Annotated in this window: 19 protein-coding genes and 1 pseudogene; 9 read left to right on the top strand and 11 right to left on the bottom strand. The window is 36.1% G+C overall.

The genetic code is table 11. The annotated features are described in order from the left end of the window. Positions 1-7: 7 nt before the first annotated feature. Positions 8-1,045 carry a type IV pilus twitching motility protein PilT gene (locus FY049_RS03975; protein WP_004722735.1) on the bottom strand — a complete coding sequence of 346 codons (1,038 nt, stop codon included), beginning with the start codon at positions 1,043-1,045 and terminating at the stop codon, positions 8-10. A gap of 123 nt (positions 1,046-1,168) precedes the next feature. On the opposite strand from FY049_RS03975, the gene FY049_RS03970 reads away from it, so the two are divergent. The 6 genes from FY049_RS03970 to FY049_RS03945 all read left to right on the top strand — a co-directional run bounded on the left by FY049_RS03970 (position 1,169) and on the right by FY049_RS03945 (position 6,298). Continuing rightward, positions 1,169-1,861 (top strand): YggS family pyridoxal phosphate-dependent enzyme, encoded by a 693-nt coding sequence (locus tag FY049_RS03970; protein WP_446083222.1) that lies wholly within the window; start codon positions 1,169-1,171, stop codon positions 1,859-1,861. Positions 1,862-1,983: 122 nt separating this feature from the next. Then, positions 1,984-2,817 carry an undecaprenyl-diphosphate phosphatase gene (locus FY049_RS03965; RefSeq protein ID WP_224964870.1) on the top strand — a complete coding sequence of 278 codons (834 nt, stop codon included), beginning with the start codon at positions 1,984-1,986 and terminating at the stop codon, positions 2,815-2,817. Between the two features lie 205 nt (positions 2,818-3,022). Next, a complete protein-coding gene (locus FY049_RS03960) occupies positions 3,023-3,826 on the top strand; it encodes a thioesterase family protein (RefSeq protein ID WP_154129630.1) in 804 nt (267 codons plus the stop codon). A 296-nt stretch (positions 3,827-4,122) separates the two neighbouring features. After that, positions 4,123-4,914 carry a hypothetical protein gene (locus tag FY049_RS03955; protein ID WP_224964872.1) on the top strand — a complete coding sequence of 264 codons (792 nt, stop codon included), beginning with the start codon at positions 4,123-4,125 and terminating at the stop codon, positions 4,912-4,914. A gap of 164 nt (positions 4,915-5,078) precedes the next feature. Next, positions 5,079-5,834: a hypothetical protein gene (locus tag FY049_RS03950; RefSeq protein ID WP_224964873.1), complete on the top strand. Its 756-nt coding sequence runs from the start codon at positions 5,079-5,081 to the stop codon at positions 5,832-5,834. A 56-nt stretch (positions 5,835-5,890) separates the two neighbouring features. Continuing rightward, the gene (locus tag FY049_RS03945; RefSeq protein WP_209826741.1) at positions 5,891-6,298 is read left to right on the top strand and encodes a hypothetical protein; all 408 of its coding nucleotides are present in this window, start codon (positions 5,891-5,893) and stop codon (positions 6,296-6,298) included. Positions 6,299-6,315: 17 nt separating this feature from the next. Here the strand turns inward: FY049_RS03945 and FY049_RS03940 are convergent, their stop codons facing one another. The 3 genes from FY049_RS03940 to FY049_RS03930 form a co-directional block, all read right to left on the bottom strand. Beyond that, positions 6,316-9,912: an SbcC/MukB-like Walker B domain-containing protein gene (locus tag FY049_RS03940; RefSeq protein WP_446083221.1), complete on the bottom strand. Its 3,597-nt coding sequence runs from the start codon at positions 9,910-9,912 to the stop codon at positions 6,316-6,318. A 9-nt stretch (positions 9,913-9,921) separates the two neighbouring features. Beyond that, entirely contained in the window at positions 9,922-11,175 is a 1,254-nt protein-coding gene (locus FY049_RS03935; protein WP_224964875.1) for an exonuclease SbcCD subunit D, read from the bottom strand. Positions 11,176-11,382: 207 nt separating this feature from the next. Next, complete coding sequence (locus tag FY049_RS03930) at positions 11,383-11,760, bottom strand: VOC family protein (RefSeq protein WP_224964876.1); 378 nt, start codon at positions 11,758-11,760, stop codon at positions 11,383-11,385. A 106-nt stretch (positions 11,761-11,866) separates the two neighbouring features. On the opposite strand from FY049_RS03930, the gene FY049_RS03925 reads away from it, so the two are divergent. Next, a complete protein-coding gene (locus tag FY049_RS03925; RefSeq protein ID WP_446083220.1) occupies positions 11,867-12,496 on the top strand; it encodes a hypothetical protein in 630 nt (209 codons plus the stop codon). Positions 12,497-12,799: 303 nt separating this feature from the next. On the opposite strand, the gene FY049_RS03920 is transcribed toward FY049_RS03925, so the two are convergent. The 6 genes and pseudogenes from FY049_RS03920 to FY049_RS03895 all read right to left on the bottom strand — a co-directional run bounded on the left by FY049_RS03920 (position 12,800) and on the right by FY049_RS03895 (position 20,169). Next, positions 12,800-13,693: a hypothetical protein gene (locus FY049_RS03920; protein WP_446083219.1), complete on the bottom strand. Its 894-nt coding sequence runs from the start codon at positions 13,691-13,693 to the stop codon at positions 12,800-12,802. A 272-nt stretch (positions 13,694-13,965) separates the two neighbouring features. Next, positions 13,966-15,503 (bottom strand): annotated as a pseudogene (locus FY049_RS03915) (ATP-binding protein). 63 nt (positions 15,504-15,566) lie between these two features. After that, the gene (gene ntrR, locus FY049_RS03910; RefSeq protein ID WP_224964879.1) at positions 15,567-16,307 is read right to left on the bottom strand and encodes an ADPR responsive transcriptional repressor NtrR; all 741 of its coding nucleotides are present in this window, start codon (positions 16,305-16,307) and stop codon (positions 15,567-15,569) included. Between the two features lie 164 nt (positions 16,308-16,471). Then, positions 16,472-17,968 (bottom strand): nicotinate phosphoribosyltransferase, encoded by a 1,497-nt coding sequence (locus FY049_RS03905; protein ID WP_446083218.1) that lies wholly within the window; start codon positions 17,966-17,968, stop codon positions 16,472-16,474. Positions 17,969-17,986: 18 nt separating this feature from the next. Further along, the gene (locus tag FY049_RS03900) at positions 17,987-18,880 is read right to left on the bottom strand and encodes a phosphoribosyltransferase family protein (RefSeq protein WP_105713213.1); all 894 of its coding nucleotides are present in this window, start codon (positions 18,878-18,880) and stop codon (positions 17,987-17,989) included. A gap of 584 nt (positions 18,881-19,464) precedes the next feature. After that, entirely contained in the window at positions 19,465-20,169 is a 705-nt protein-coding gene (locus FY049_RS03895) for a nitroreductase (protein ID WP_335955115.1), read from the bottom strand. A 418-nt stretch (positions 20,170-20,587) separates the two neighbouring features. Here FY049_RS03895 and FY049_RS03890 point away from each other — a divergent pair, with 418 nt between their 5' ends. Then, entirely contained in the window at positions 20,588-21,832 is a 1,245-nt protein-coding gene (locus tag FY049_RS03890; RefSeq protein ID WP_224964883.1) for a DcaP family trimeric outer membrane transporter, read from the top strand. 548 nt (positions 21,833-22,380) lie between these two features. Next, positions 22,381-23,616 (top strand): sodium/glutamate symporter, encoded by a 1,236-nt coding sequence (gltS, locus tag FY049_RS03885; protein ID WP_004819437.1) that lies wholly within the window; start codon positions 22,381-22,383, stop codon positions 23,614-23,616. A gap of 37 nt (positions 23,617-23,653) precedes the next feature. On the opposite strand, the gene chrA is transcribed toward gltS, so the two are convergent. Further along, positions 23,654-24,862 (bottom strand): chromate efflux transporter, encoded by a 1,209-nt coding sequence (chrA, locus tag FY049_RS03880; protein ID WP_333667839.1) that lies wholly within the window; start codon positions 24,860-24,862, stop codon positions 23,654-23,656. Positions 24,863-24,900: the final 38 nt, after the last annotated feature.

Raw genomic sequence — 24,900 nt, 5'->3', positions numbered from 1 at the left:
ATCCATTTTATAAGAATGATTCTGGTTGTTTTGCTACATTTCTTGCAACTTGAGGACTAATAACACCTTTGGCGACCAGCGTTTTTAAACTCTGATCCAATGTGGTCATACCATAGTTTGCACCGGTTTGAATTGCTGAATACATCTGTGCAACTTTGTTTTCACGGATTAAGTTACGAATCGCAGGAATACCGATCATGATTTCGTGTGCCGCAACTCGTCCGCCACCATTCTTTTTCAGCAGGGTTTGTGAAATAACCGCTTGTAAAGATTCTGATAACATGGCACGGACCATGTCTTTTTCTTCGGCAGGGAATACGTCAATCACACGGTCAATGGTTTTTGCTGCTGATGTGGTGTGTAGTGTACCGAAAACCAAGTGACCTGTTTCTGCTGCTGTTAAAGCAAGGCGAATGGTTTCAAGGTCACGCATCTCACCGACCAAGATAATGTCAGGGTCTTCACGTAACGCAGAACGCAGTGCTTCATTAAAGCCATGTGTATCACGATGCACTTCACGCTGGTTGATGAGGCACTTTTTAGATTGGTGTACAAATTCGATTGGGTCTTCGACCGTCAAAATATGGTCATAGCGACTGTCATTAATAAAGTCAATCATAGAGGCCAATGTGGTTGATTTACCAGAACCTGTTGGACCTGTTACAAGGATCAAACCACGTGGTAGCTCACAAAGATCTTTAAAGATTTGTCCTAAACCTAAATCTTCCATGGTCAATACTTTGGAAGGAATGGTACGAAATACAGCACCCGCACCACGGTTTTGGTTGAATGCGTTGACACGGAAACGGGCAATACCTGGAACTTCAAATGAGAAGTCAGTTTCTAATTGTTCTTCAAAATCACGACGTTGTTTATCATTCATGATGTCATAAACCAGTCTGTGAACTTCTTTATGTTCCAATGCTGGTAAATTGATACGACGGACCTCACCATCGACACGAATCATCGGTGGCATACCTGCTGAAAGGTGTAAGTCAGATGCACCGTTTTTGACGGAAAACGCCAATAATTCTGTAATATCCATAATGTCCCCGAATAAAAACCTATTTGCTTAATTATTTTGTAGAATAATAAGGCCTTTCACTCAGCATAACCAACAATTTCATTGCTTGGAAGCTGAAATTTTTATGAAATGAGAACCTTGTCAATGAATGATCTAAATCAAGCTCGAAATCATGTACTCGCGCAAATTCAGCAGGCCTGTTTGGCTGCAAATCGTGATGTGAGTCAGGTACAGTTGTTGGCAGTTTCCAAGACACATCCAAGTACGCTATTAAAAGAAATGTATGCTACGGGTCAGCGTGCTTTTGGCGAGAATTATTTACAAGAAGCGCTCGAAAAAATTGAAGATTTAAAAGATTTAGAGATCGAATGGCATTTTATCGGTCATGTACAGCGCAATAAAACTAAGCATCTTGCTGAAAAGTTTGCGTGGGTGCATGGTGTTGATCGTTTTATCATTGCAGAGCGTCTCTCAAATCAACGTGAAGCTACTCAAACGCCATTAAATATTTGCTTGCAAGTCAATATTGATGCACAAGACAGTAAAGATGGTTGTCAGCCTGATGAAGTTGTAGATCTGGTGAAACAAATCAGTCAATTAAAGAATTTAAAGTTGCGTGGTTTAATGGTGATTCCTGCACCTGATCATCCGCAAGCATTTAGTGATGCAAAGCAATTATTTGATCAGGTTAAAGTTCATCATGCGCATGCTGAGGATTGGGATACGTTGAGCATGGGAATGTCTGGAGATATGGTAGAAGCCATTGCTGCAGGGTCAACCATGGTACGTATCGGGACAGCTTTGTTTGGTGCACGAGATTATTCAAATCAGCGTTAAAGGTTGTAGCGAAATCGGCGAGGAGGCTGACTTAATTTTCGCTGGGTGTAAGTTTATTTTAATTTAGATTTAATGCTGTAAACGTATAAGGCATCAATAATTCTAATCCGTAGAGATTGTTGATGACTATTTTTCATGTACTTATTCTTGCCATCATACAAGGGTTTGCAGAACTGCTGCCTGTATCCAGTTCAGCGCATGTAATTGTGGCTGAAAAATTGATGGGTTTTGACCCATCAGCGCCTGATATGACGTTTTTATTGGTCATGCTACATACTGGAACAATGTTTGCGGTCATTGTGTATTTTTGGAAGTCTTGGCGCACAACCTATTTTTCGTCATGGGATCGTTTTAAAAAACAAGCATGGTTTGTGATTGTTGCAACAGGCATCACGGGCGTACTTGGATTAGCGTTGCAATCGATGATCAAACATGTCTTTTTTGTTGGGGCAAATCACTTTGAAATTGAGCAATTGTTTAGCAATTCAAAATTAATGGCTGCTGCTTTAGCTTCTGCTGGTGTATTGATTATTTTATCCTCTCGATTAGATCGTGGACAGGTTGGTGATGTGATGATGAAAAGTGCGGCATGGATTGGCGCTGTTCAAGCTTTATGTTTGCCGTTCCGTGGTTTTTCACGTTCAGGTGCAACAATTTCAACAGGATTATTTTTAGGTGTCGCTCGCCAAAAAGCGGAAGAGTTTAGTTTTGCCTTGGCAGTGGTATTAACCCCAGCGGTGATTGTAAAAGAGCTTTATCGATTGCTACATGCCGAGAATTTTCAAAGTATTCATTTAGCTCAACTGCTTTTACCCAGCATGTTTGGGATGCTGTTTAGCTTTATTGCAGGTCTTGTTGCTTTAAAATGGCTATCGAGTTGGCTTGAACATGGCCGCTGGCATTTCTTTGGTATTTATTGTCTGATTTTTTCAGCTGTCGTTTTACTCATCGGTTAAATATAGGCTTTCAAATACTGACTTTTCAATATGTCACACTTTTTAATATCTCACTTTAAATTTAAGCGTTCAATCCAGTGTGAAAATATTGAACGCTATGGGTCATTTTTCCTATTAGTATTAGACTTCTTTGCTTAAGTCGAGTACAAAAATAATGCGGAATTATATGTATAGCGAATGATTTTTAAGAGTGATAGGGAAGTTTATGTCTGCATATTATCAATTGATTCAGCGTCATATCGATGAGCAGGGTGTAGTGACTGCACATTATCAATCGACACATCATGCTCAAGGGGCTTGGAATGCGCATGAGCAACATATGGCACCAGCGACAGGGGTTATTTGTGCTGAATTAGAGCAGTTTTCACCTCGAAATGATGTTCGAATTGGTCGTATAAGTTTAGATATTCTTGGATTAATTGCGGGTGGTGAATTTTATATTCGGACAAAAGTGATTCGTGCTGGCAAGACCATTGAACTGATTGAATCCGAAATGGTCACACAAGGTAAAATAAGCATTGTGGCGAGAACTTGGCGCATGATGACCAATAATAGTCAAATTGTTGCAGGTTTAGAGGATCAATCTATTGGTACGCCTGAACAGTTACCAATTTGGGATGAAATACGTCAATGGCCTGGTGGCTATATTCATTCGATTGAAGCAAGGACTGAGCAACGTCGACAAGGAGCTGGTATTGTGTGGCTTAGCAATACTTTGGATATGGTTGAAGGTCGACCGACATCGTCATTTGTGAAGTTAATGGGAATGGTCGATACTGCAAATGGTGTCGTGGCGAGACAAACACCCCCTTTTAATTGGGGCTTTCCAAACTTAGATTTACAAATTCATTTATATCGTTTGCCTCAAGGTCAATGGTTAGGTTTAGAAACCGTACAACAATATGGTGACGATGGTATTGGTTTAACCAGTTCCGTCTTACATGATATTTATGGGCCATTTGGACGTAGTGAACAGATTCTAACTCTAAGACCTATACAAGCTGAGTAGTTGCATGAATGAAATCAAAAACTGTATTTCTACATACAGTTTTTGATTTGTGTTGGTATTTATTCTTTTGAATAGTAATTAGATTTTTACATTGGCTAAGATAAATCACTATAAAAAAAACAATTCTATGTGCAGGTAAAATGAAGCTGATGAGTATCCGTTTAAGCATTTGGAATTTACTTTAAGGCAAACTTTTCAGTTAAATTTTTTAAAATATACTCAACAATTCTAGATGTAATATGATTGTCAATTTGACTATACTGATTTGAATAAAATTTAAAAACTGGAAATAGAATATGTATAAATCCAAACTATTATTATGGTTATGTCTTTGTGCTTTAATCAGCGCTTGTAGTACTGCAAAATACTCTTCAACGCAGGATGCTACTTCACAAGAAATCGAATCTGCACCATCACCTACCTCAGCAACAGCTAAGGCCGCACCAGCGCCTATTTCCAACCAAAATCGAGTAAAGTCGGAAGAGCGTTTAGGGACGAAATGGGGAGATGACGTAAGTTCGTATGTGACTCAAGTTGATTTAAAACGTTTGAGTAGTAATCCTATTGATGAAACTCAAATTCGTTATGCCAGTAAGCAATTTTCAGGACGTAGTATTAACAGCATTTCTTTAGCTGCTGGAAAAATTAGCTTTTCTGTTGTGGATGATCGTGGGCGAATTTTACCGCTATATCGCGATGGCGAGCGTTATTATCTTTCTGCCCGTGATGGACAAAGCTATCAATTGCGTTATGCCAATACCAGTAGCCAAACCTTTGAAGTTGTTGCAAGTGTCGATGGTTTAGATGTTCTTAATGGAAGTAAAGCTTCACGTTCAAATAGTGGTTATGTGTTAAGACCTTATAGCTCATTTGCGATTGAAGGTTTTAGGAAGAGTAATTCATCTGTAGCTTCATTTATTTTTAGTAAGCCGAATGATGCTTATGCTGCCAACTCTGCCAGTGGTTCTATTCAAAATACTGGTGTGATTGGGACAGTAGTGTATGAGTTAAAAGCACCTAAATACGATCTACCCAAAAAATCTAAGGATACTTATGCGCCCGCACCAAATGCCTTTCCTGTGGATTAATTAAAAATATCAAAACGAGAGAGGGGGATATTATCCCTCTTTTTTTGAGATGTTATAATGTTACACAATTGCAATAATTTAAAAATAGCGCAGTCAAAACAGCTACGATATTATGACTTTGATAATAATCTACGTAACTTATAAACTTTAAAATAGGTTTTATAATGAAAAATATAAATATATTTCTCTGTCTTTTGTTGTGTATTTTTCTAGCTGCATGTTCGAAAAAATCAGATGAAAGCGCATCACAACCCCAAACCGAAGCGACCAGTGCAGATGCAGCCGCTGAAGCAGCCAACAATCAAGTTGCAGCTGACGAAAAGTTAGGCACAAAGTGGGGTGATGAAATTGATTCCCATATGACTGAAGTGCAGTTAAAGCGTAAATCTGATTCACCTCTTGCTGAAACTATCGTGCAATATGCAGATAAGAACTACAAAGGTAAAACGATCAATTCAATTTCTATTGCCGCAGGAAAAGTGAGTTTTTCTGTTGTAGATGATCATGGAAACCGAATTCCAATGTATCGTGTTGGACAAAGCTACTATTTGTCAGGGCGTGAAGGGCAAAGCTATCAACTTCAGTATGAAAATAACACAGCTAAAACTTTTGAAGTGGTTGCCAGTGTTGATGGTGTAGATGTCATTGATGGCAGTGAGGCTTCCAGAAGCAATTCCGGTTATGTCTTACATGCTCATGATTCATTGAAAATTGAAGGTTTCCGTAAGAGTGAATCTGCTGTTGCTTCCTTTACTTTTAGTAAGCCTAAAGATGCGTATGCTGCGAATTCAGATAATGGTTCCATTCAGAATGCTGGTGTAATTGGTACGGTTTTATATGAGTTGGAAGCACCAGAAGATGAGGCTAAACCCGTGAATAAATATGCACCTCCACCAAATGCATTTCCCGCAGATCGATAAAGAATAAAGTAAAGAAGTGCTTATAAGCACTTCTTTTTTAATTGTTTGGAAGAATAATGAAAAATATTAAATATTTACTATCGATTCTATGTTTATTGGTTACATCTTTAATTCATGCAAATACAAGTGCAAATCCTGAGCTGAACAAAGCGATTGTTTCAGAGCAAAAGACTTATCAAGCGTTTAAGGAGGTTTTTGAATCCCTTGTTGCATCTCTCATGGATTCAATTGCGAATACGGCTCAAGATGATAATATAATGAGCGCGCATAGGAGATGTGTTCATCAACAGAAAATCGTTAAAATGTTGTTGAATAATCAAAAGTATAAAGAGCAATTCGATCAAGAGTTTGCTGAAGATCAGCGTACATTTGATGAAGCTTTGAATGGTTTTAAAAATTCAGTGACTGCAATGAAACCTTATTGCGATAAGATACAAGCAGAATACGATAAAAATTTAAATTAAGAAGTGTGAGTTAAACACTAACTCACCACTTCAATCATACTTGCACCCGCCCCTAAAGGACGCACCTGAATTTGCACAGGAATACGTTCATGCATTTCCTGTATATGTGAAATCAATACAACTTTACGCCCTTGATTCTGCAATTGATCTAAAGCATTCATGACCATATGTAAGGAAGATGCATCCAATGTTCCAAAACCTTCATCGATAAAGAGAGATTCAATTTTCATTGAACCTGATGCCATATTGGCAATTGCCAAAGACAAGGCAAGGGCAGTCAAGAATGATTCACCTCCTGAAAGTGAGGCAACAGAACGGGTTTCACCGTCCATATCATGGTCAATGATGGCAAGGCTCAGTGAGTTATCTAACCGCTTTAAGGTATAACGTTGAGACAACATCGCCAATTGTTGGTTGGCGTGTTCGAGTAAAATATCCAGATTATACTGCTGTGCATAATCACGGAATTTTTTACCAGTTGCATCTCCCATTAAGCCTGAAATTTTGCCCCAGCGATGTTCTTCCTGTTGTACTTGTTGAATCTGATCAGCAAATTGCTTTTGCTTAGCAACATTTTGCTGATGCAATTCAAGTTTGAGTTTTAACTGATCTCGGATTTCAAATTGGGTTTTTAGTGTATTCGCATTATCCAAAATCAATTGTTGTAGCTGTTCAAAATCAATTTCGGGTTGATGAAGCTTATGTTCGGTTAATTGCTCTTGTATAGTGTTAAGTGCTGAGTTGGCCTCATTTAACATTCGTTCAGCATGTTGCAGTTGTTGGCGAATCTGTTGTTCTTGTACCGCCGTGATTTGAGCCAAGCACTCTAAATCATTAGCCTGAAAATCTGGATGCTGAGAGAGCCATTGCTGAATATCCTGATTCACTAGATTGAGGTTATTCTGATTGTGTTGTTGCTGGGCGTTGAGTTGTTCGAGCTGACTTTTTTCTTGCTCAAATTGATTGCGTAATTGATTAAAACTTTGCTTTTGTTGTTGGTAAAGCGTCTGAATTTTCTGGTATTCATGGTCATACTGAGTTAACCATTCATTCGGCTTAACCTCTGTTAATCCTGTCATGCTATGAATGAGTCGATTTGCCAATTCTGTATTTTGTTGCCCTTTTAGTTTTATCTCGTTCAAGCTATGGGCAGTTTCAGAAATCTGTTTGGTTGCATTCGCTATATTGAGTTGAGCTGTATTGAGTTGCTGTAGATATTGATCATGCTGTTTCGACAATAACTCAAATTGTTCAAGTTGTTGTGTACGCGTATTTAATTGACTCAAGATATGTTGTGCAGTCTGTACGCTGTGCTGTTGCCAGGTATCTTTTTCACGGTCAGCTAAGCAATTGACAATATGCTGAACCTGATTGTGTAGGTTATTGGCATTTTGCAATAGATGTTCAGTGTGCTGAATGCTTTGACTTAATTGCTGCTGAATTTTGATGTTTTGAACCCATTGCTTAGATTGCATTTCAAACTGTTGAATATCAAGCTGATATTGCTGGGTAAGTTGTTCCAATTGCTGCTTAATTTCAGATTGTGTCTGAGTTAAGTTCAGCGGGATTTGGGCTGATTGACCTTGTTCAATACACAGCTGTTGTATGACGGATGTTTTTTCAGTCACATTTTGAAGAGTGGTCTTAAGCTGTTGCTGTTCGACACTCAATTTGGTCAAGTCTTGTTGAGCCGCTTGCCAAAGGTTAAAGGTTTCTTGTTCTTTGAGCGTGGCTTGTTGTTCCTGTTGCTGTTGTAGCTCAAACAGTGCTTTAGATACAGCAGAATCATCAAGGTGATAGGGATGAGTTGTGCTTCCACAAACAACACAAGCTTGACCATCTACTAATTCAGCTCTTAAATGTTCTACATTTTCAGCATGTAATAAGCGTTGTTGTTGTAAAACCTCTTGCAGTTTTAAACGGGCTTGTTTCGCCGTTTGAGCATCTTGCTCAGCCTGTATTGTGGTTTTTTCAAGTTGTTGAAATTGCGCTGAGCAATGATTCAATTGGTTATTAAGCTGCTGGGATTCAATCTTTAATTCAAAAAACTGGGCTAATTTTTGTTGTAACGTAGCCAATTGGTTGAGTTGGCTCAGTTTCGATTCACGTTGTTGGCGTGTTTGTTCAAGCTGAGTTTCAAGTTGCTCCGCAGTTCCAAATTGATGAATTGAATCTTGTAATTGTGTTTTTTGCTCAATTAATCTCGTTTCAGCTTGAGACAGATTCCCTAATTGATTTTCAATAGATTGATAGTGCTGAATAAATTGAGTTAACTGTTGCACATGTGCAGTTAAACCTTTATCCAAACTTGAGAACTGTTGAGTGTCTGCAAGTTGCTGATTTAAAATATTTCGTTTTTCTGTAATCTGCTGAATATGATGTTCTAGTTGTTGTTGTTGATTGAGTAAAGGGGTTTTAGACGATTCTAAATCATTTAATCTGGTCTGAATTTTCTTAAATTCGACCCCAATAAAATCCCGCTCCTGAATACATTTCCGTACTTCACTCAAAGACTCACGATGGGTATTTTCGAAATTTTGTTGTTCAGTTAAAGTACTTTCAGTTTGGAGAAAACGGGTCTTTTCAGTGTCAAATTGAACTTGTAATGCATCAAAAAGCTGTTGTTGTTTTTGAATTTGTGGTGCGAGTTGCTGTTCGGTTTTTATTAGTTGTTGCTTTTGAAAAATGCCAGAGCGAATCTCTGAGAATATTTCTAAACGATTTAAACGTTCACGCTCAGGGATTAAGCCTTGTTGGGTTTGTAATTGTGTATCAAGCAACTGTTGCTTAACGACAATTTCATCATTCAGTTTTTGTTTACGCTCAAACCATTGCTGTTGTTTTTCAAGTTGCGATTTTTCATCTTCAAGTTTTTTATAGTCTTGATTGATGTGTTGGAATTGTATGTCTAATTCAGCGGCATCTTCCTCAGAGAGGAGTTCAATATGGCCGAGAAGATTTTCCAATTCCTTACGTTTTGATGCCACCAATTTGGTTTTTTCGTAGGCCAATTGACCGACTTTTCCAAAAATGGATGAATTGGTTAAATACTCAAGTAATTCACCACGTTCATTGTCACGTGCTTTTAAGAAGGCTGTAACTTCGGACTGTGCCAAAAGAACTGCACGGGTAAATTGCTCAAAACTCAGTTGGGTAATTTTGTAAATCGCTGATTCAACGGCTTTGGCTTTATCTGCTACTACTGTTCCATCGGTTAAGCATTTTAAATAGCGTTGGACACTTTGTAGTTTTCCATCTGCTTTTTCACGGGAACGTTTAAGTTCCCAGCGTGCCAAATAATGCTTTTGGTCTTGTGCCACAAAACATAATTCAGCAAAGCCGTGTGCGGTACCACGCCGTAGTACAGTCAGTGGTGAGTTGGTTAAAAGTTCAGAGCCATCAACATCCTGTAATTTACCATCACTGTCTTTTAAACGTGGGATTTTATTAAACAGAGCAAGGCACATGGCATCCAAAATGGTTGATTTTCCTGCTCCTGTTTTTCCAACAATCGCCACTAAACCTGCTGAAGCTAAAGGTTCAGATTCAAAATCTATAAAATGTTCACCCGAAAGAGACGCGAGATTTTTGAGTCGTATAGATAAAATTTTCACGGCAAACTCCTATGCGTCATGTTCATTTTCAAGCGTTTTTTCGGCTTCTTGTAATAAGCTTAAAAAATCTTTCAAGACTGCATCATCATTGGTATAGCCATTTTTTTCCCAAAGTTGTTGAAAGAGTTTTTCTGGTGTTGGTGGTTCCAAATTGATTGAAGTAATTTCATCGCTATTTTTTTCTGATGCGAAGTATTGTCTTGAGATGCGAACTAAGCGGTAACGGCTTTTAGGCAAGGCATCTTCAAATTGTTGGCGCAAATTGGGCGGAGGTGGAACATCGGTATGGTATTCAATATCGACATATTCACGCTGATCAATATTTTCAATTTCTCCGCTTGCTAATGCCTTTAATTTGGCTAAAACTTCATTCAATTCCCCTTTAATTTTATGCAGTTGTACACTACGGGGAATAAATACACTTTCAAATGAAACCCGTGACTCATCTGTTTTAAGCGGGTCAATATTAACGTCGACAATTTGGTGTTTATAATTGATTTCACTAAAGGATAAGGGAATAGGCGAACCACTATAACGGATATGTTCCTGACCAACTTTTTGTGGTTTATGTAAATGTCCGAGCGCAACATAATCAATGCTATCTTCAAACAATGTGGTAGACAGTGCTTCCTCATTGCCAATGATAATAGGCCGTTCAGAATCAGAGGTTTCCCCGCCTTGCATATGGGCATGTGACATTAGAATGAGTGCTTGATTATCCGTCTTTCTTTTTCGTGCTTCAGAAATCACCTGTTGATGTAAATAGGCAATGGCATTTTGACTGTTATTGGTTTGTTCATTAAAGCCAGTAATTTCGGCTGGGCGTAGAAATGGTAAGCTTAGGCACCAAGCAATAATATTTTTTTGTTCATCATAAATTGGAATTAGTAAACGATCTAAATCAATTTGACCAAGCTCGTTTTTGTGAATCACACCGACTGTTTTGGCGTGATATTTTCCAAGTAAGGGCTCTACCTGTTCAATCCGATAACCTGAATCATGATTACCTGCAATCATTAAGGTTTGCATATGTGGGGCAAGCTGATGTGCATTGGCTAGGAATTGATAGAGCTGTTTCTGCGCAGCAGATGCAGGATTGATGACATCGAATATATCGCCTGCAATCAATAGGGCATGGGGCTGTTTTTCTTTGATTTGAGCTAATAACCACGCTAAAAATTGCTCATGTTCATACTGGCGAGAATGGTTATAGAAGAATTGTCCCAGATGCCAGTCTGAAGTATGAAGAAAGCGTACAGTCATTAGTTGGATAAGCCTTACAGAATTTAAAATTAAGGTAGCACAAATTGAATGCTTAAATCAGCTGTAAGGCCTTAATCACTTAATATGATCTGTATTTTTTATAAAAATTCTTAAAATTTTTCACTATCTTTTAATTTCAACTGTTTCATGCAGCCGAATATAGACTGGTTTTCTCAAACATTCATTTAGATTTTCAATCAATCAAGCTTATTTTGCATTGGGATCAACTTGGACGAGTCCAAAGGTATTATGATCTGCATCTAAAAAATAACCTTGCCAACATTTATTGGGAATAGCAAATTTCTCCATTGCTACTTGTCCACCCAAAGCTAAAATCTTTTCAGCAGTTGTATCAAAATCTTCAACTTCAAAGGAACAGGTAAAAGCATTGGTTCCGCAATGGGTTGGTGGTGTTTGAGCTGGACGCTCCAATAAGCCACCATGTATGTTGGCTGTTTCAATTTGAAAATATTGAATGGGTAGACCTTCAACTTTGCTAAATTTCCAACCGAAAATTTCATGATAAAATTTAACTTCACGTTCAGGGTTTGAAGACTGAATTTCAAAGTAGCTTAGTGCATTCATTGTTATTGTCCAATTTTAAATGTTTTGATTAAGATAATAGAGTTTGTAAAGTTGTGATGTATAAATATTGAAAATGAAAGAATGAGGCAATTAAAAGTGATGTGTTATGGATAAAGAAAAATTACATGAATTACGCGCGGAAATTACCATTTCAATCTCAGATGCTTGCACTTTATTAAAACAATATGATGAGATAGCACATTGCATACAAGTTTATCATCAGCAGAATATTGAAAAAATTTGTGCAGCAACAGATTGTAAAGTGGAGCTTGCACGAGAATATTATGATGACCCTAGATATCATCACAATCTTGAAAAAATCATTCAAAAAATTAATGAATTTAATCAACGCATAATCAAATTGAGCATAGATGAAAATCTAAAATATGTTGATAAAGTGGGTTTCTTTATTTGGGCTGAAGATGAAAACTTAGAGAGGATACAAGATAAAAACAATAGAACTTATTTTATTCCGCAAGATGATTTTGCTTATGTCGTTAAACTATTTAGATCTTTATTTCCGTTGTTTAGCCCACTGAGAAATGAATTCGAGTGTAGTTTTGATCCTTGTTCCGATAATTATTTTGATCAAAATGCTATACAAGAGATTATCTTAAAAATTAGAGATCTGCATTTTAACGATAGCAAAGTGATGAATTTTTTAGAAAAACTGGTCTGTTGTTTAGAGGAGAAAATGCAAATAGGGACTTATGTCGTTATTTTTGGAAATCAATAAATGAAATTGAAACGGAAGTTAGAGGTCGATGTGAAGTGATTTAGTTATGTTGATAAGTTAAGACAAAGCTTTCTAAGCTTATTTAAAATTTTATAACCAATAAAATCGTTAAAATTTGGATATTTAATCCGATAATACTCATTCCAATAGCTGAAAATTCTACTTTGAGTCGTTTGAAAAATTTCGAATAGAGAATTCCTCAAATCTCATAATTTTTCGGTCGAAAAATATATTATAAAACTTGACCTCCCATTCTGGATTGGAAGGTTTAATTTTAAATTAAGTGAGAGCGTTCAGCTTCCCCTAATTAATCACATACCAAGTGGTATTAGTTAAAGTACAGTAAATGTTAACTATTTGAAATAGTTCTATTTCTTTAGAGTGGTATTCAACATTATAATTAATTTCTGATAGCACTCTGAGCCGTCTTTGGAACTCGTTTCTAACTACATTCGTCTGAGGAAGTTCTCTAATACTAGAAACTATTTCATTTACTAAATATTGCAAATTCAGTATCGGAGAAGAATTTATTTGATCATCCGATTGATCTTTACTGAGTATTTCAATACTTTTTAATAGGTCTTTATCAGAGATTTTTTCAACTTTAGAGCAAGCTAAACCTGTTGTTCCTGCTTTATTGTAAACCCATTTTGTATGGTTTCTTAATTTTATTGCTTGTACAAATGTTGAATTTTGAATTAATGTTGAATTTTCAATGTTCTTATATAGATCCTCTAGCAAATGAAAAGCTGGACTTGCGTAACAAATTAGAGCTTTTGTCGAGATTTTTTCACTTAATTTTTCTAAAGCTTTTTGTTGATGATTAGTTAATTTAAATTGCCAATATTCCTTATCAATTCCAAATACTGCATATTTTGAATTCACACCTAATCTATGTTCAGGTCTTTTAACTTGTAAAAGTAAATTAGTTTTAAATTTTGGTAATGGTCTTTTTTTATTTACTTTGCGCCAAATATAACCCCAATTAAAATCATTTAAAGAAATTCCGATTTTTGAATGATTTGGATTAAATAACTTCCAAAAGGTTGGATGTGTAGCTAATAATGCTGAATCTATACCAAAGTGTTCCTCAAAAACTTGTCCTGGAGCCCAAATATTAGTAGATTTGTTAAATAGCAACTCTAAATTTAATGGATTTTCATATTCTTTTTCTTCAAATTCAGCATGTTGTGCCATAAAACTAATAATCCAAAATTATGTCATATATAATTTATTATAAAACATATACATGAATTTTTTTAGTTTTGTTGAGTTTTTTGAATATTCTGAAATCAACTAAAAATTTGACTTGTTATAAAGAATTCGAAAATAGAATTTCAAAGTAGTTGAAAGTAATAATTGCTATTGTCCTTACTTATTTTAGAATAAGTTTAAGGAGTTATAAAATAATTGCTGCAGTAAATTTAAAATCAATCACTTATCTGTATAAGTGATTGATTTGTTTATTTTTAAATTATTGAGTGCTGTTGGACAAAACTGCGCATCAAATTAATTGAATTTTCAAGATCTTCAAAAGTAAATTTAGAGTTATTAGTATTTTCTGGATGATGGATCTGATGGCGAATATATTCAGTTAAAATTATTTGTATGACATCAATTGTTCCATTTTTCTTGAGTTTGTTGTAACTAACCGTACTCTTTCCTGTTTTAAAGTTACTTAATTCTCCTTCATGTTCAATAAAACCATATAATTCATTATGATATTCTTCAGTTATTTCTGAAAATGCTAAATAATTGACTTCATTTAGTGACGGATATGGCAGGCTATTCGGCTGAACATTCTGAACGATTTTTCCTGATCCATTACAAGTAATTAATCTTAGATGGTTGAATTCAAGTTCTTTTACTAAAGAAGCACTATGGCTTGTCAAAATAATTTGAGTATTAGCTAAATTTGCAAGTTCTTTGAAGGCTTTGATTAGTTTTTTTTGATGATTTGTATGCTGTGCAGTTTCAGGCTCTTCAATAGCATAAATGATATTTGCTACATTATTTTCTGTCCTTCTTCTATCTGCTTCAGCTCTAAAGAAATTTAGTAATACTAATCTTTTTACACCACTTCCTCTCTTATTAATTGGAATATTTTCATCACCACTAATAGAAACATTTTTAAAGACATCTAACCATTTTAAATTTTCAGCTGAAGGTATAACTGGTGTTAAGCTATTAGCAATTTCAGGATTCATCTCTTTCAGTTTCTCAAGTGTACGCTGTGAAACCTCACTTAATTTAGATTCTACTTCGTTTGCAATTTCAGTAAATTTAATTTGCAGTTTGGGATCATTTAAAATTTGCTTTACTGCTTCTTTTAGGGGGTCTTGTACTTCACTATCACCATCACTATTTTTTCTGTCAGATTGAAAAAGTGTATAAATCGGTAAATAGTTTTGAACTTTTCCCAAATTGACTTTGAGCTTTCACCTTTTGATATATCAATTTCTTGTTCTTGTAACTGGAGATCAGTCGAATAATAATTCCATATTGCAGTACGCATTGATGCTTTTTTATTTTTATCAGAACATGGGATATTTGAACTTTCAATCATTTTTCTTAATTCAGTATCTTTTTTTAAAAGTAAGTTTGCGCAATCGGGATTCGATGGATGTACGCAACGAAAAAATACTTTAGCTTTTCCAGCATTTGGATATTTTTTTATAATTTCTAATTCATTAGATGAAGTAAGGACATATTCACTTTTGAGTGTTGTTTCATTAGTACTATCAATAATAATCGTTTCAGGTAGATCTATAAATTTTGCTGAAATTAGGATTTCATGATCATTCTCTGATAATGCTTTTTTATTTATATCATCAATATCCAGCTTGATAATACCTTTTCCATCATTAAAGAAAATATCAAGTGCTTCTAGAATAGTTGACTTTCCAATATCATTTTTTCCTACAAAGGTTGTTAAGTTATTAAAGTCGATTTCAACTTCATCTTTATAACCACGAAAATTCTTAATTTTTATTGACTTAAGCTTCATAGAGTATTACTTCATTTTAAAATATATTATTTTAATAAAAATAATATATATCAATAGAATAATTTAATTATTTCTCTTAGGGTACTCTAAAATTCGAGGAAAATGGAAATCATAACTTTGTAGTGCAAATTTATATAATTGAGCAGGGCGTTTGCCCGCAATCTTAGATTGATCTGTTTCCTCAACTGCGCCAGCTTCAATCATACGCCGTCTAAATGACTTCTTTTCTAAGCTTTGTCCCAAAATAATTTCATAAATCTGCTGTAACTCAGTCAAAGTAAACAGTTTAGGCATCAAACTGACGGGTAAGGCTGTATAACGCGCCTTACTACTTAAACGGTCAACAGCCATATCTAAAAGCTGTAAATGATCAAAAGCCAAGTCTAATTTTTTTGCCTCAGCAATTGAAATCCACTCGCTATATTCATTTTGTTCAGTGGCAATCTGTTGAAATGCTTTGAAATCAATCAGGGCAAAATATAAAGCTGTTACAGCCCATCCACGAGGATCACGTGTTGCATTGCCAACCGTCGCAACTTGTTCCAAATGCGGTGATTGAAGTCCAGTTTTTTCAACCAATTTACGATGTGCTGTTGCCATCAAATCTTGATCTTTAGACAAATCGACAAAACCACCTGGGAGTGCCCATTTATCTTTTTGTGGGAAATTAGAACGTTTAATCAATAAAACTTGTAGCTGACCCGCATCAACAGAAAAAATCGCCATATCAACTGTAAGTAAAGGGGATTCATAATCCTTTTTATTATAGTTTGAGAGAAATTCCTGTTCAGAGTTAAAGGTCACTATAAGGCTCGCTTAATTTTATTAAAGTAACGGATTGTCTTGGATTATTACAGGGTAGGAGAGATTCGCCAAGTAGAAAATATGTTTAGTAAAAATGAGATGGATCATGGCGCAGTCTAAGCGCAGAAACCTTGCGATAAAAGCAAGGTTTCTGCAAATGGTTGTTATAATTGATTTGCCAATCTTTCCCTAATTTCATCCAATCTACACGACCGCGTCAATAGCCCATTTTCAAACACCGTTTTTAACTCACCTTGTTGCTCTTGTTCCATGGTTTGCTGATCAAATAACACAAATCCGTCTTCAGTTTTTTCTACACGAAGTAAACCTTTAGCAGATTTCTTTATACCAGAATCAGTGATCGGATCTTTAAACAATTCACGTGGAACACCGTTGACTTGTCCCCAAGTGGCTTTAACTGCAAAGCCAAATGTGTCACGTGTTAAATAATTATAAGTATAACTACCGATGCCAAAGACCAGATTATTTGAAGCAAAGCCCTTCGCTTCCAGCCCTTGAACAATATTTAAAGCACGTTCCAAAGTAATCGAGTCACCATAAATCAAACCAACGCGCTCATTTAAAACTTTATAGCCTTGATCTGTTTCGGTTCCGCCAAAGATTTCCCATAAACATTGCACAGCGCCTTTATAAGCTGGACTGCCCATTTCAGCTTCAGGGTCACCACAAATGATTTTCACAGGATCACCAGAGTCAGGACGGAAAACCAATTTAGCCAAACCTAAAGCATTTGGCTGACGAGCTAGAATTTCATCTTTTAACTCCACAGTAAATTCTGTAATCACTCGCCAAAAATCCCAAGTATCCGATACGATACTGACCACACCTGATGGATAAAGCTCTGTGATTAAACGTCTAAAAGTTTCAATTTCATTGTCTTCACTGCCCATACACATCACACTATGTTCCGTTGCAGGAACCGAAACGCCAACAATGTCTTCCGCATCGTAATATTCTTCTGCATAATCAATCGCTGAAACCGCGTCTGTACCGATAAAGCTGGTTAAATGTCCTACACCATTTTGTGTGGCATCATAAATCCCACTCATACCGCGACTACTAAAATCATGGCCTTGTACAGCAACGAAGTCTAAAGGTGCACCTGTTTTAATCGCATATGTTGTCAATAAGCGTTTGTATTCAAATGCAATTGTTGCTGTCGTACAACTTTTCCATAATTCAGCACTGAGTACTGTTTCTAAGTAATTGGTTAACCAAAAGAACTCAGGCAGGGTATTTACAATAGTGAGTACAGGTACTTTTATATTGACACGACTGCCTTCTTCTAGCGCCTTGATTCGGATTGGTAAATAGCCTAAGTCATATAAAGCTTCGATATGATCGACTGGTACTGCGCCGTCACCCAATGCGTTATCCATTCTACGTTTATAGGCAGCAATGACTTTTGTCTTGTCTTGTTGGAAAAAACCTTCATTCCAAGTCTCGATCAAAAAGTGTTTGATAAAGCCTTGTAAGCCAAAGAACACGATTTTATCGTCGAAATCAGGCAACATTTTTGCTAAACGAGAAGATCGTGGCGTGAAATTGGCATAAACATATTCTGTGCCAGCAGGGTACTGACGTCTGTGATCTGCTTTATAAAAGTCGATTGCATTTAGTGGATTGATTTTTAAGCTCATTCTTATTCTCCAAAATAATTAAAATGAATTGAAACGACTAAATGAAATGACGTTTAAATTTGGGTGTTCAGTTTGTGGAAAGCTCGTCGTGGTAAAAATTTGGTCAACCAAGCCTTCAAATACGTGCATACCTTTACTAAAGATCCCGTGAGTCACATACAAAATCACATGTTGGCAATTTAATTTTTTTAACTCTTGTGCAATACCAATAAAAGTTGCACCACCATCACAAATATCGTCCGTGATCACAGCTGTTTTGCCAGTTAAATCAGTTGCATTGACTTGAGCATTCTGAATTTTTCCTGTGACGGCATCACGTTTTTTTTCACAGTAGACCATTTCGATTTCGTGATCCCTTAAGCTATTGATGACTTTGGCAATCATTTTTGTCCGTTGTTTTGCACCTGCATCTGGACAGATTAAAACGGTGTCTTGAGCAATTAAAATGTCTTGTAACTTTGAATTTTGCAGAATGATTTCACTTGGTTGAACATTCTCAATCTCAAAAAAATGGGTGTTTTCATTTAAAAGTTTTTCAGTAACACAACTATGTGCATCCCAAACTTTGATTGATTTACGCTGTTGTGGAAATTGCTCAGTATTGATATTTAATAATTTTGTCATCAGTTCTAATGAGAATGCCTGTCCCATCGCACAGATTCGATCTTGGCGTGCGTATGGGAAATAGGGGATTTCCAAATCAATTTCTAAACCTTGATTGAGTAATACATTTTCAATTAACAAGTAATCCATCAAATCTTGCGTGTTACTGATTTTGGCTTGAATCTGAATTTGCCCTTTCAATGTTTTTAATGTATCTGCTGAAATTTGAACATGTCGTTCGCCACCCGCAAACTGGATATTTTGAATAGGGATAATATTGTTATTTGAATCTTTGACTTGGATAGACATGTTATTTATACCTATAAGGTGGCTTATTGCCAATACATATATAGTGTCATAAAGCCTATTTAAGTATCAATATTACTTTACAAAAGATTACAAACTGCGGGTTTAGAGACCATTAAAATGAATTAATTTTATTAAGTATTTGTTTTTATTGTGTAATTTTAGATGAGTGGGAACATGCTGTTTTTTTATTTCGTTTATTATTCGAGATTTAACAGGTTTTAATCCCTAGACATTTATTATGTAAGAAAAAGCAGGGGATCGCTAAAAGACGATAGCTATATAACGACAGCTACGATAAAAAGCCCTTAGTATAAGAAAACATGCACTTTAACAAGCCAAGGGGATGATTCAGTCGTTGAAATATTCTTGTTCAACAGATACAGGACAAGAGATCTTTTAAAAATTAAAAAAATGATTATGTTGAGTAAATCATATTGGTATTGAAAATTCCTTCTCCACCTTTGGAGAAGGTTAGGATGGGGAACGTTTATGTTGAACTCAGATTTAAAAAGGCTTTTGAAAGAAGCCGAAGAAAAATATTTTAAAATGACTTAAATTATTGAAGGCGGTTAAATAAAGCTGCTCTAATCCAAGAACACGGTAAAGTTTTCAACAGGTTCACGCGGGGTAATAAATGTATTTACAATATGATCTGGATCGGCATAACCCAACACAACAGCACAGACTAACTCCTCATCATCAGGTGCATTAAGTACCTCTAAGACGATACGATGAAAATGATTCCATGCAGCTTGAGGACAACTGTCTATACCGCGAGCTTTGGCTGCAATCATGACATTTTGCACCATCATGGAAATGTCCATTTTAGCGCCAATTCCCATAATTTTATTTACAGTAAAATACAGCACAATAGGTGCATCAAAAAGCTGATAATTCCTTAAATGTTGTGCAGCCATTTTTTCTTTTTCACTTTTTTGAATCGCTAAAAGTCCATATAGCCCCCAACCATTTTCACGACGACGATCGATAAATGGTGAAATCCAAGTGGTTGGGTAGTATGAAAAACTCGCTGTATGCTGATCAGCAAGTTCTGGTCGAGTAAATAATTCGATTTGAGCAGCACAAACTCGGTCAATCATTTCTTGGCGTTTATTGCCTGTGACTACATATACTTTCCACGGTTGGGTATTTGCTCCAGATGGTGCACGACATGCAACATTTAAAATATCTTTAATAATGGCTAAATCGATAGGTTTATCCAAAAAAGCACGTACTGAATGACGGCTTGTAATTACTTGATCTATCACTTGAACCTGTTCGAAAAACATAAAAATCCTTTAATGGTCTAGTTTTCCATCAAATAAACTATATACGATAGTCGTAGAAGCGTTATATTCATTTTTTGAAATTTTAGCTAAGCCTTAGATTATATAATGATTATAGAAATACTAATCTGAAAAAAGAATTGAAATTAAAGTCTTATTCGATAAAACTGATTTAATAAAGGGGTTGAGTTACGCTAGATTACAAAGGTGTAAGAATTATACACAAATTGTTACTTTTGGGTTTTAACTTAGTTTCAACGCTTTCATAATTTAATAGCAAGCATATATGTGCAAAGTTTTTTTTATGTGGTGTCTGAGAAACTACTGAAGAAAACAAGAAAAATTGATTTTTTAGCAAAGTATTGGGGTTAAAAGATCAAATTGTACGGATGCACATCATAAATAAGGCTAGGAGTATTTCATGAGTCTATTCACAAATCGCAAGTCATTGATCGTCAAAAGTTTAGCATTAACAGTAACAGCTTTGATGGTAAATACAGCTCAAGCTGCTACTGACAGTCAAGAGATTCAACAATTACGCAATGAAGTTCAAGAATTAAAAGCACTTCTTCAACAGCAACAGCAGCAAGTACGATTAGTTGAATCTAAAGTTCAAGCAGCGCCATCTTCTTCTTCAGTTGGCTTAAAGTCTAAGTCTGGTGCAGATATCAACATTTATGGTTTTGTCCGTGGTGATGCGAACTATATCATTGAAGGCGGTGATGACGATTTCAACAAAATCAGTTCAACCAATGGCGAAGCGAAAGATAAACTCCGTGCTACAGCAAAAACAACACGTATCGGTTTAGATTTTAATACGCCAGTAGGTGATGCTAAAGTTGGTGGTAAAGTTGAAGTTGACTTTGCAGGTAATGGTGTAAATGAAAACCTTCGTATTCGTCATGCTTATTTAACCTATAACAACTGGTTGTTCGGTCAAACAACATCTAACTTCTTGTCTAGTCATGCACCAGAAATGATTGACTTTGCAACTAACGCTGGTGGTGGTACTACACGTATTCCACAAGTACGTTATGCATACAATTTGGCACCAACTACAAAATTATTGGTTGCTGCTGAAGAAGGTAATAGTGCTGGGGCTACAGGTACAGCAGTTAAATATAGTCTTCCTGTGTTAACAGGTAAAATTACACAATCATATGCTGATGGCAACGGTAATGCATCTGCACGTGTATTAGTAGAAAACTATAAAGATAACAATGCTGGCAAAGACAAGACTGGTTGGGGTGTTGCACTTGGTACAGACTTTAAAGTAATTGAACCTTTAAAACTTTTTGCTGATGCATCTTATGTGGTTGGTAATAGCAATTACCTATACGGTAGTAACAATGCGTATGCTGTTGTAAATGGTGATATTGAACAGAATGAATTCACTGCACTTCAAGTGGGTGGAACCTATAAAATCTTACCTAACTTGCGTTCAACTTTAGCGTATGGTGCATTGTTTGCTGACAACGGTACAGATTTTGCCAAAGCAAACCAAACTGCAAATGAAAAAATTCAACAAGCTTGGTTAAATGTGATTTATTCACCAGCTAAACCGATTGATTTAGGTATCGAGTATATCAACGGTAAGCGTGAAACTTTTGCGGGTCAATCTTATAAAGATAACCGTGTAGGTTTAATGGCGAAATACAATTTCTAATTTTAACTTAGAAATTTATTGATCCAAAAAGCCGAGGAATGATCCTCGGTTTTTTAATACCTGAGTATTCATATTAAAAATAATCATCAAATCAATATCATTTCAAATAATGAATAATATTGTAAAAACATAAGACATTTGCTTAAAAAAATGCATAATTAACCCACTTTTTTTCTATGTTCATATTATCGTATAGATAAATGACCTGTTTTGGCCTGTTCTTGTAAAGCGAATGACTTATGAGGACTGTATTTCTCATTGTTTGATGAAATGATCTTTTATCAATAATAGGAGTAACATCATGACCATTTTCTTTTCTAAATTTTTGCAGCATTGCAATTCTGTTTATATCTAATCGCTAATGTATTTATCGCGATGAGCCTTTTTGATTTTCAATGTTGAAAATCTGCATTTTATTTTAATTTTTTGTTGTATATATCAGGCAATTAGGTAATCACTAAATCTGAGTGATTTTAAGTCTGCTACTATGGAATAGCATTTCTATATCTATACAACAAAAAATCTAGCCAAAGAATGGACAATTACTTATGGAATTTTCTTTTAATGCCTTCTATACGTTGATTGCAGCGGTCATCGTATTGTTATTGGGTCGTTTCCTGGTCAATAAGATTGATTTTCTCCGTAAATATAATATTCCAGAACCTGTTGCTGGCGGACTTGTTGCCGCAATTTTGTCTTTACTCATCCATAATTTCTGGGGCTATAGCATTACCACGAGTAGTGAATTGCAAACCAGTTTCATGTTGGTATTTTTCGCTTCGATTGGTTTAAGTGCAAATTTTGCAAAATTAAAAGAAGGCGGTTTTGGTTTAGTCGTTTTTTTAATCTGTGTTGCCTCATTTATTGTCGTACAAGACTTTGTTGGGATTGGGTTGGCAACGGCCATGGGTCTAGATCCGCTGATTGGTTTGATTGCGGGTTCAATTACCCTTACAGGTGGACATGGTACAGCAGGTGCTTGGGGTGAGATTTTAGAAACCCAGCATGGTATCCAAGGTGCATTGGCTTTGGGTATGGCAAGCGCAACCTTTGGTTTAATTATTGGTGGGATCATCGGTGGTCCATTGGCCAAGCTACTAATAAACCGTTATCAGTTATCTAATCCAAAGACACAAAAAGAAGTGGATGAGACCAATCAGCAAGCTGTTTCTGATCTTGGTGAATATGTTCCCTTTGAATATCCACATCAAGTCCGTTTGATTACTGCAGATAATGCGATTACAACATTGGGACTTTTTGCAGCATGTCTGGCTTTTGCTGAATTCATGACAGGTTACAGTAAAGGACAATGGTTTGAGCTGCCAACATTTGTTTGGGCACTCGCTGGCGGTGTTATTCTTCGAAATGTACTCGAAGGCATTTTAAGAGTTAAAATGTTTGATCGTGCGATCGATGTGTTTGGTAACGCAGCATTGTCGCTTTATCTAGCGATGGCTTTACTTTCATTAAAACTTTGGCAATTAGCAGATTTAGCCGGGCCATTGGTGATTATTCTGAGTGCGCAAACATTAACGATGGCTTTATATGCTGCTTTCGTGACATTCCGTGTAATGGGGAAAAATTATGATGCAGCGGTATTGGCCGCAGGGCATTGTGGTTTTGGTATGGGTGCAACACCGACAGCTGTTGCAAATATGCAGGCCATTACCAATATGTACGGTCCTTCACATAAAGCATTTTTGATTGTTCCGCTTTGTGGTGCTTTTTTTGTCGACTTAATTAATGCCACAGTGATTCAGTTAATTCTAAAATTTATCGCTTAAATTTTAGATTTAAAAAGCCAGTGATATCACTGGCTTTTTAAATGAAATTCAGCAAGGCATAATGAATAAATAAAAGACTAGGAATACTGATAAAAATTGAAATTTTAAGTTTTAGACTTAACAGCATTAAACAGGCTGTGAGAATATCTAATGGATTGCCCATGGTTTTTTGTAGCATGGGGACAATCACAGACAGGATAAATCCAACAACTGCGGCATTGATGAGCATTACAGAATTTTGAATATAACGATTCTCAAGTTGTTTAGACCAGTAAGGCAAAGCTAAAAAAACAAAGAAAAAAGACGGCAGAAAGATCAACAGTGTTGTTATGGCAGCATTAACAATGGGAAAAGCTGTAAGGGGTAAATACGCACCAAGATAACTGGCAAAGCTAAACAGTGGCCCTGGCATAAATTGCGCAAGTGTGTAACCTAATTCAAAGTTTTGTTTGCTGATTAGACCTGTATCGACCAAATCTTGATGAAGCATGGGAAGAACTACATGGCCACCACCGAAGACCAGAGCGCCTGTTTTATAAAAACTAAAACTGGCTTGAAAGAGCAGTTTGTTGGAAAAAAGCATGGCTAAGCACAAGGCTAAAAAAATTGAAATAAAGCCAATCAACCAGATTGAATGATGACGATGAGCGATTGGCAAGACCTTAAAATTTATATGCTGCTTTGCGATAGTAAGATCATTTGAATCCTTTTGAATATATGCAAATCGCGTCATTAAAATGGCTAAACAACCAGTACCAAGGATAATCGTAAGTTGTATCCATGCATTGGAAAATAGGAGCAGTAGCACAGTACTGACAAGCATTAAGGTAACTTGTAATTTGGTTCTACAATAGCTTTTAAACATCTGAAAAAAAGCAAAGACGATAATTGCCAAGATGATCGAATGGATTGTTGAAAATAAGGTTACATTAAAAATTGGATGATGTTGAATGAATCGTGCTAAGCCAAACATTAGCAATGCTGAAGGGAGGGTAAACCCAATCCATGCAGCAACTGCGCCTAAATATCGATGTTGCAAATAGCCGATAGCCATGCCCATTTGACTACTACTTGGGCCTGGCAGTAGTTGGGTGAGTGCAAGCAGTTGAGCATACTGCTGCTCATTTAGCCAATGCTTTTTCTCTACAAAAGTCTGTTTAAAAAACACTAAATGTGCGGCTGGACCGCCAAAGCTACTACAGCCTAATTTTAAAAAAATCCAAAAAATTTCAAAAAGTGTGGGCATATTTTTAGGATTATTTTAGACATTGATTTTTATAATCT

This window comes from Acinetobacter sp. 1125_18A (assembly GCF_052824985.1).
The sequence above is the reverse complement of the archived record's forward strand: the minus strand, read 5'-3'. Positions and strand labels throughout refer to the sequence as shown.

Coding starts and splice junctions, on each gene's coding strand:
- FY049_RS03975 (WP_004722735.1), bottom strand. CDS start 1,045: ATGGATATTACAGAATTATTGGCGTTTTCCGTCAAAAACGGTGCATCT.
- FY049_RS03970 (WP_446083222.1), top strand. CDS start 1,169: ATGAATGATCTAAATCAAGCTCGAAATCATGTACTCGCGCAAATTCAG.
- FY049_RS03965 (WP_224964870.1), top strand. CDS start 1,984: ATGACTATTTTTCATGTACTTATTCTTGCCATCATACAAGGGTTTGCA.
- FY049_RS03960 (WP_154129630.1), top strand. CDS start 3,023: ATGTCTGCATATTATCAATTGATTCAGCGTCATATCGATGAGCAGGGT.
- FY049_RS03955 (WP_224964872.1), top strand. CDS start 4,123: ATGTATAAATCCAAACTATTATTATGGTTATGTCTTTGTGCTTTAATC.
- FY049_RS03950 (WP_224964873.1), top strand. CDS start 5,079: ATGAAAAATATAAATATATTTCTCTGTCTTTTGTTGTGTATTTTTCTA.
- FY049_RS03945 (WP_209826741.1), top strand. CDS start 5,891: ATGAAAAATATTAAATATTTACTATCGATTCTATGTTTATTGGTTACA.
- FY049_RS03935 (WP_224964875.1), bottom strand. CDS start 11,175: ATGACTGTACGCTTTCTTCATACTTCAGACTGGCATCTGGGACAATTC.
- FY049_RS03930 (WP_224964876.1), bottom strand. CDS start 11,760: ATGAATGCACTAAGCTACTTTGAAATTCAGTCTTCAAACCCTGAACGT.
- FY049_RS03925 (WP_446083220.1), top strand. CDS start 11,867: ATGGATAAAGAAAAATTACATGAATTACGCGCGGAAATTACCATTTCA.
- FY049_RS03920 (WP_446083219.1), bottom strand. CDS start 13,693: ATGGCACAACATGCTGAATTTGAAGAAAAAGAATATGAAAATCCATTA.
- FY049_RS03905 (WP_446083218.1), bottom strand. CDS start 17,968: ATGAGCTTAAAAATCAATCCACTAAATGCAATCGACTTTTATAAAGCA.
- FY049_RS03900 (WP_105713213.1), bottom strand. CDS start 18,880: ATGTCTATCCAAGTCAAAGATTCAAATAACAATATTATCCCTATTCAA.
- FY049_RS03895 (WP_335955115.1), bottom strand. CDS start 20,169: ATGTTTTTCGAACAGGTTCAAGTGATAGATCAAGTAATTACAAGCCGT.
- FY049_RS03890 (WP_224964883.1), top strand. CDS start 20,588: ATGAGTCTATTCACAAATCGCAAGTCATTGATCGTCAAAAGTTTAGCA.
- gltS (WP_004819437.1), top strand. CDS start 22,381: ATGGAATTTTCTTTTAATGCCTTCTATACGTTGATTGCAGCGGTCATC.
- chrA (WP_333667839.1), bottom strand. CDS start 24,862: ATGCCCACACTTTTTGAAATTTTTTGGATTTTTTTAAAATTAGGCTGT.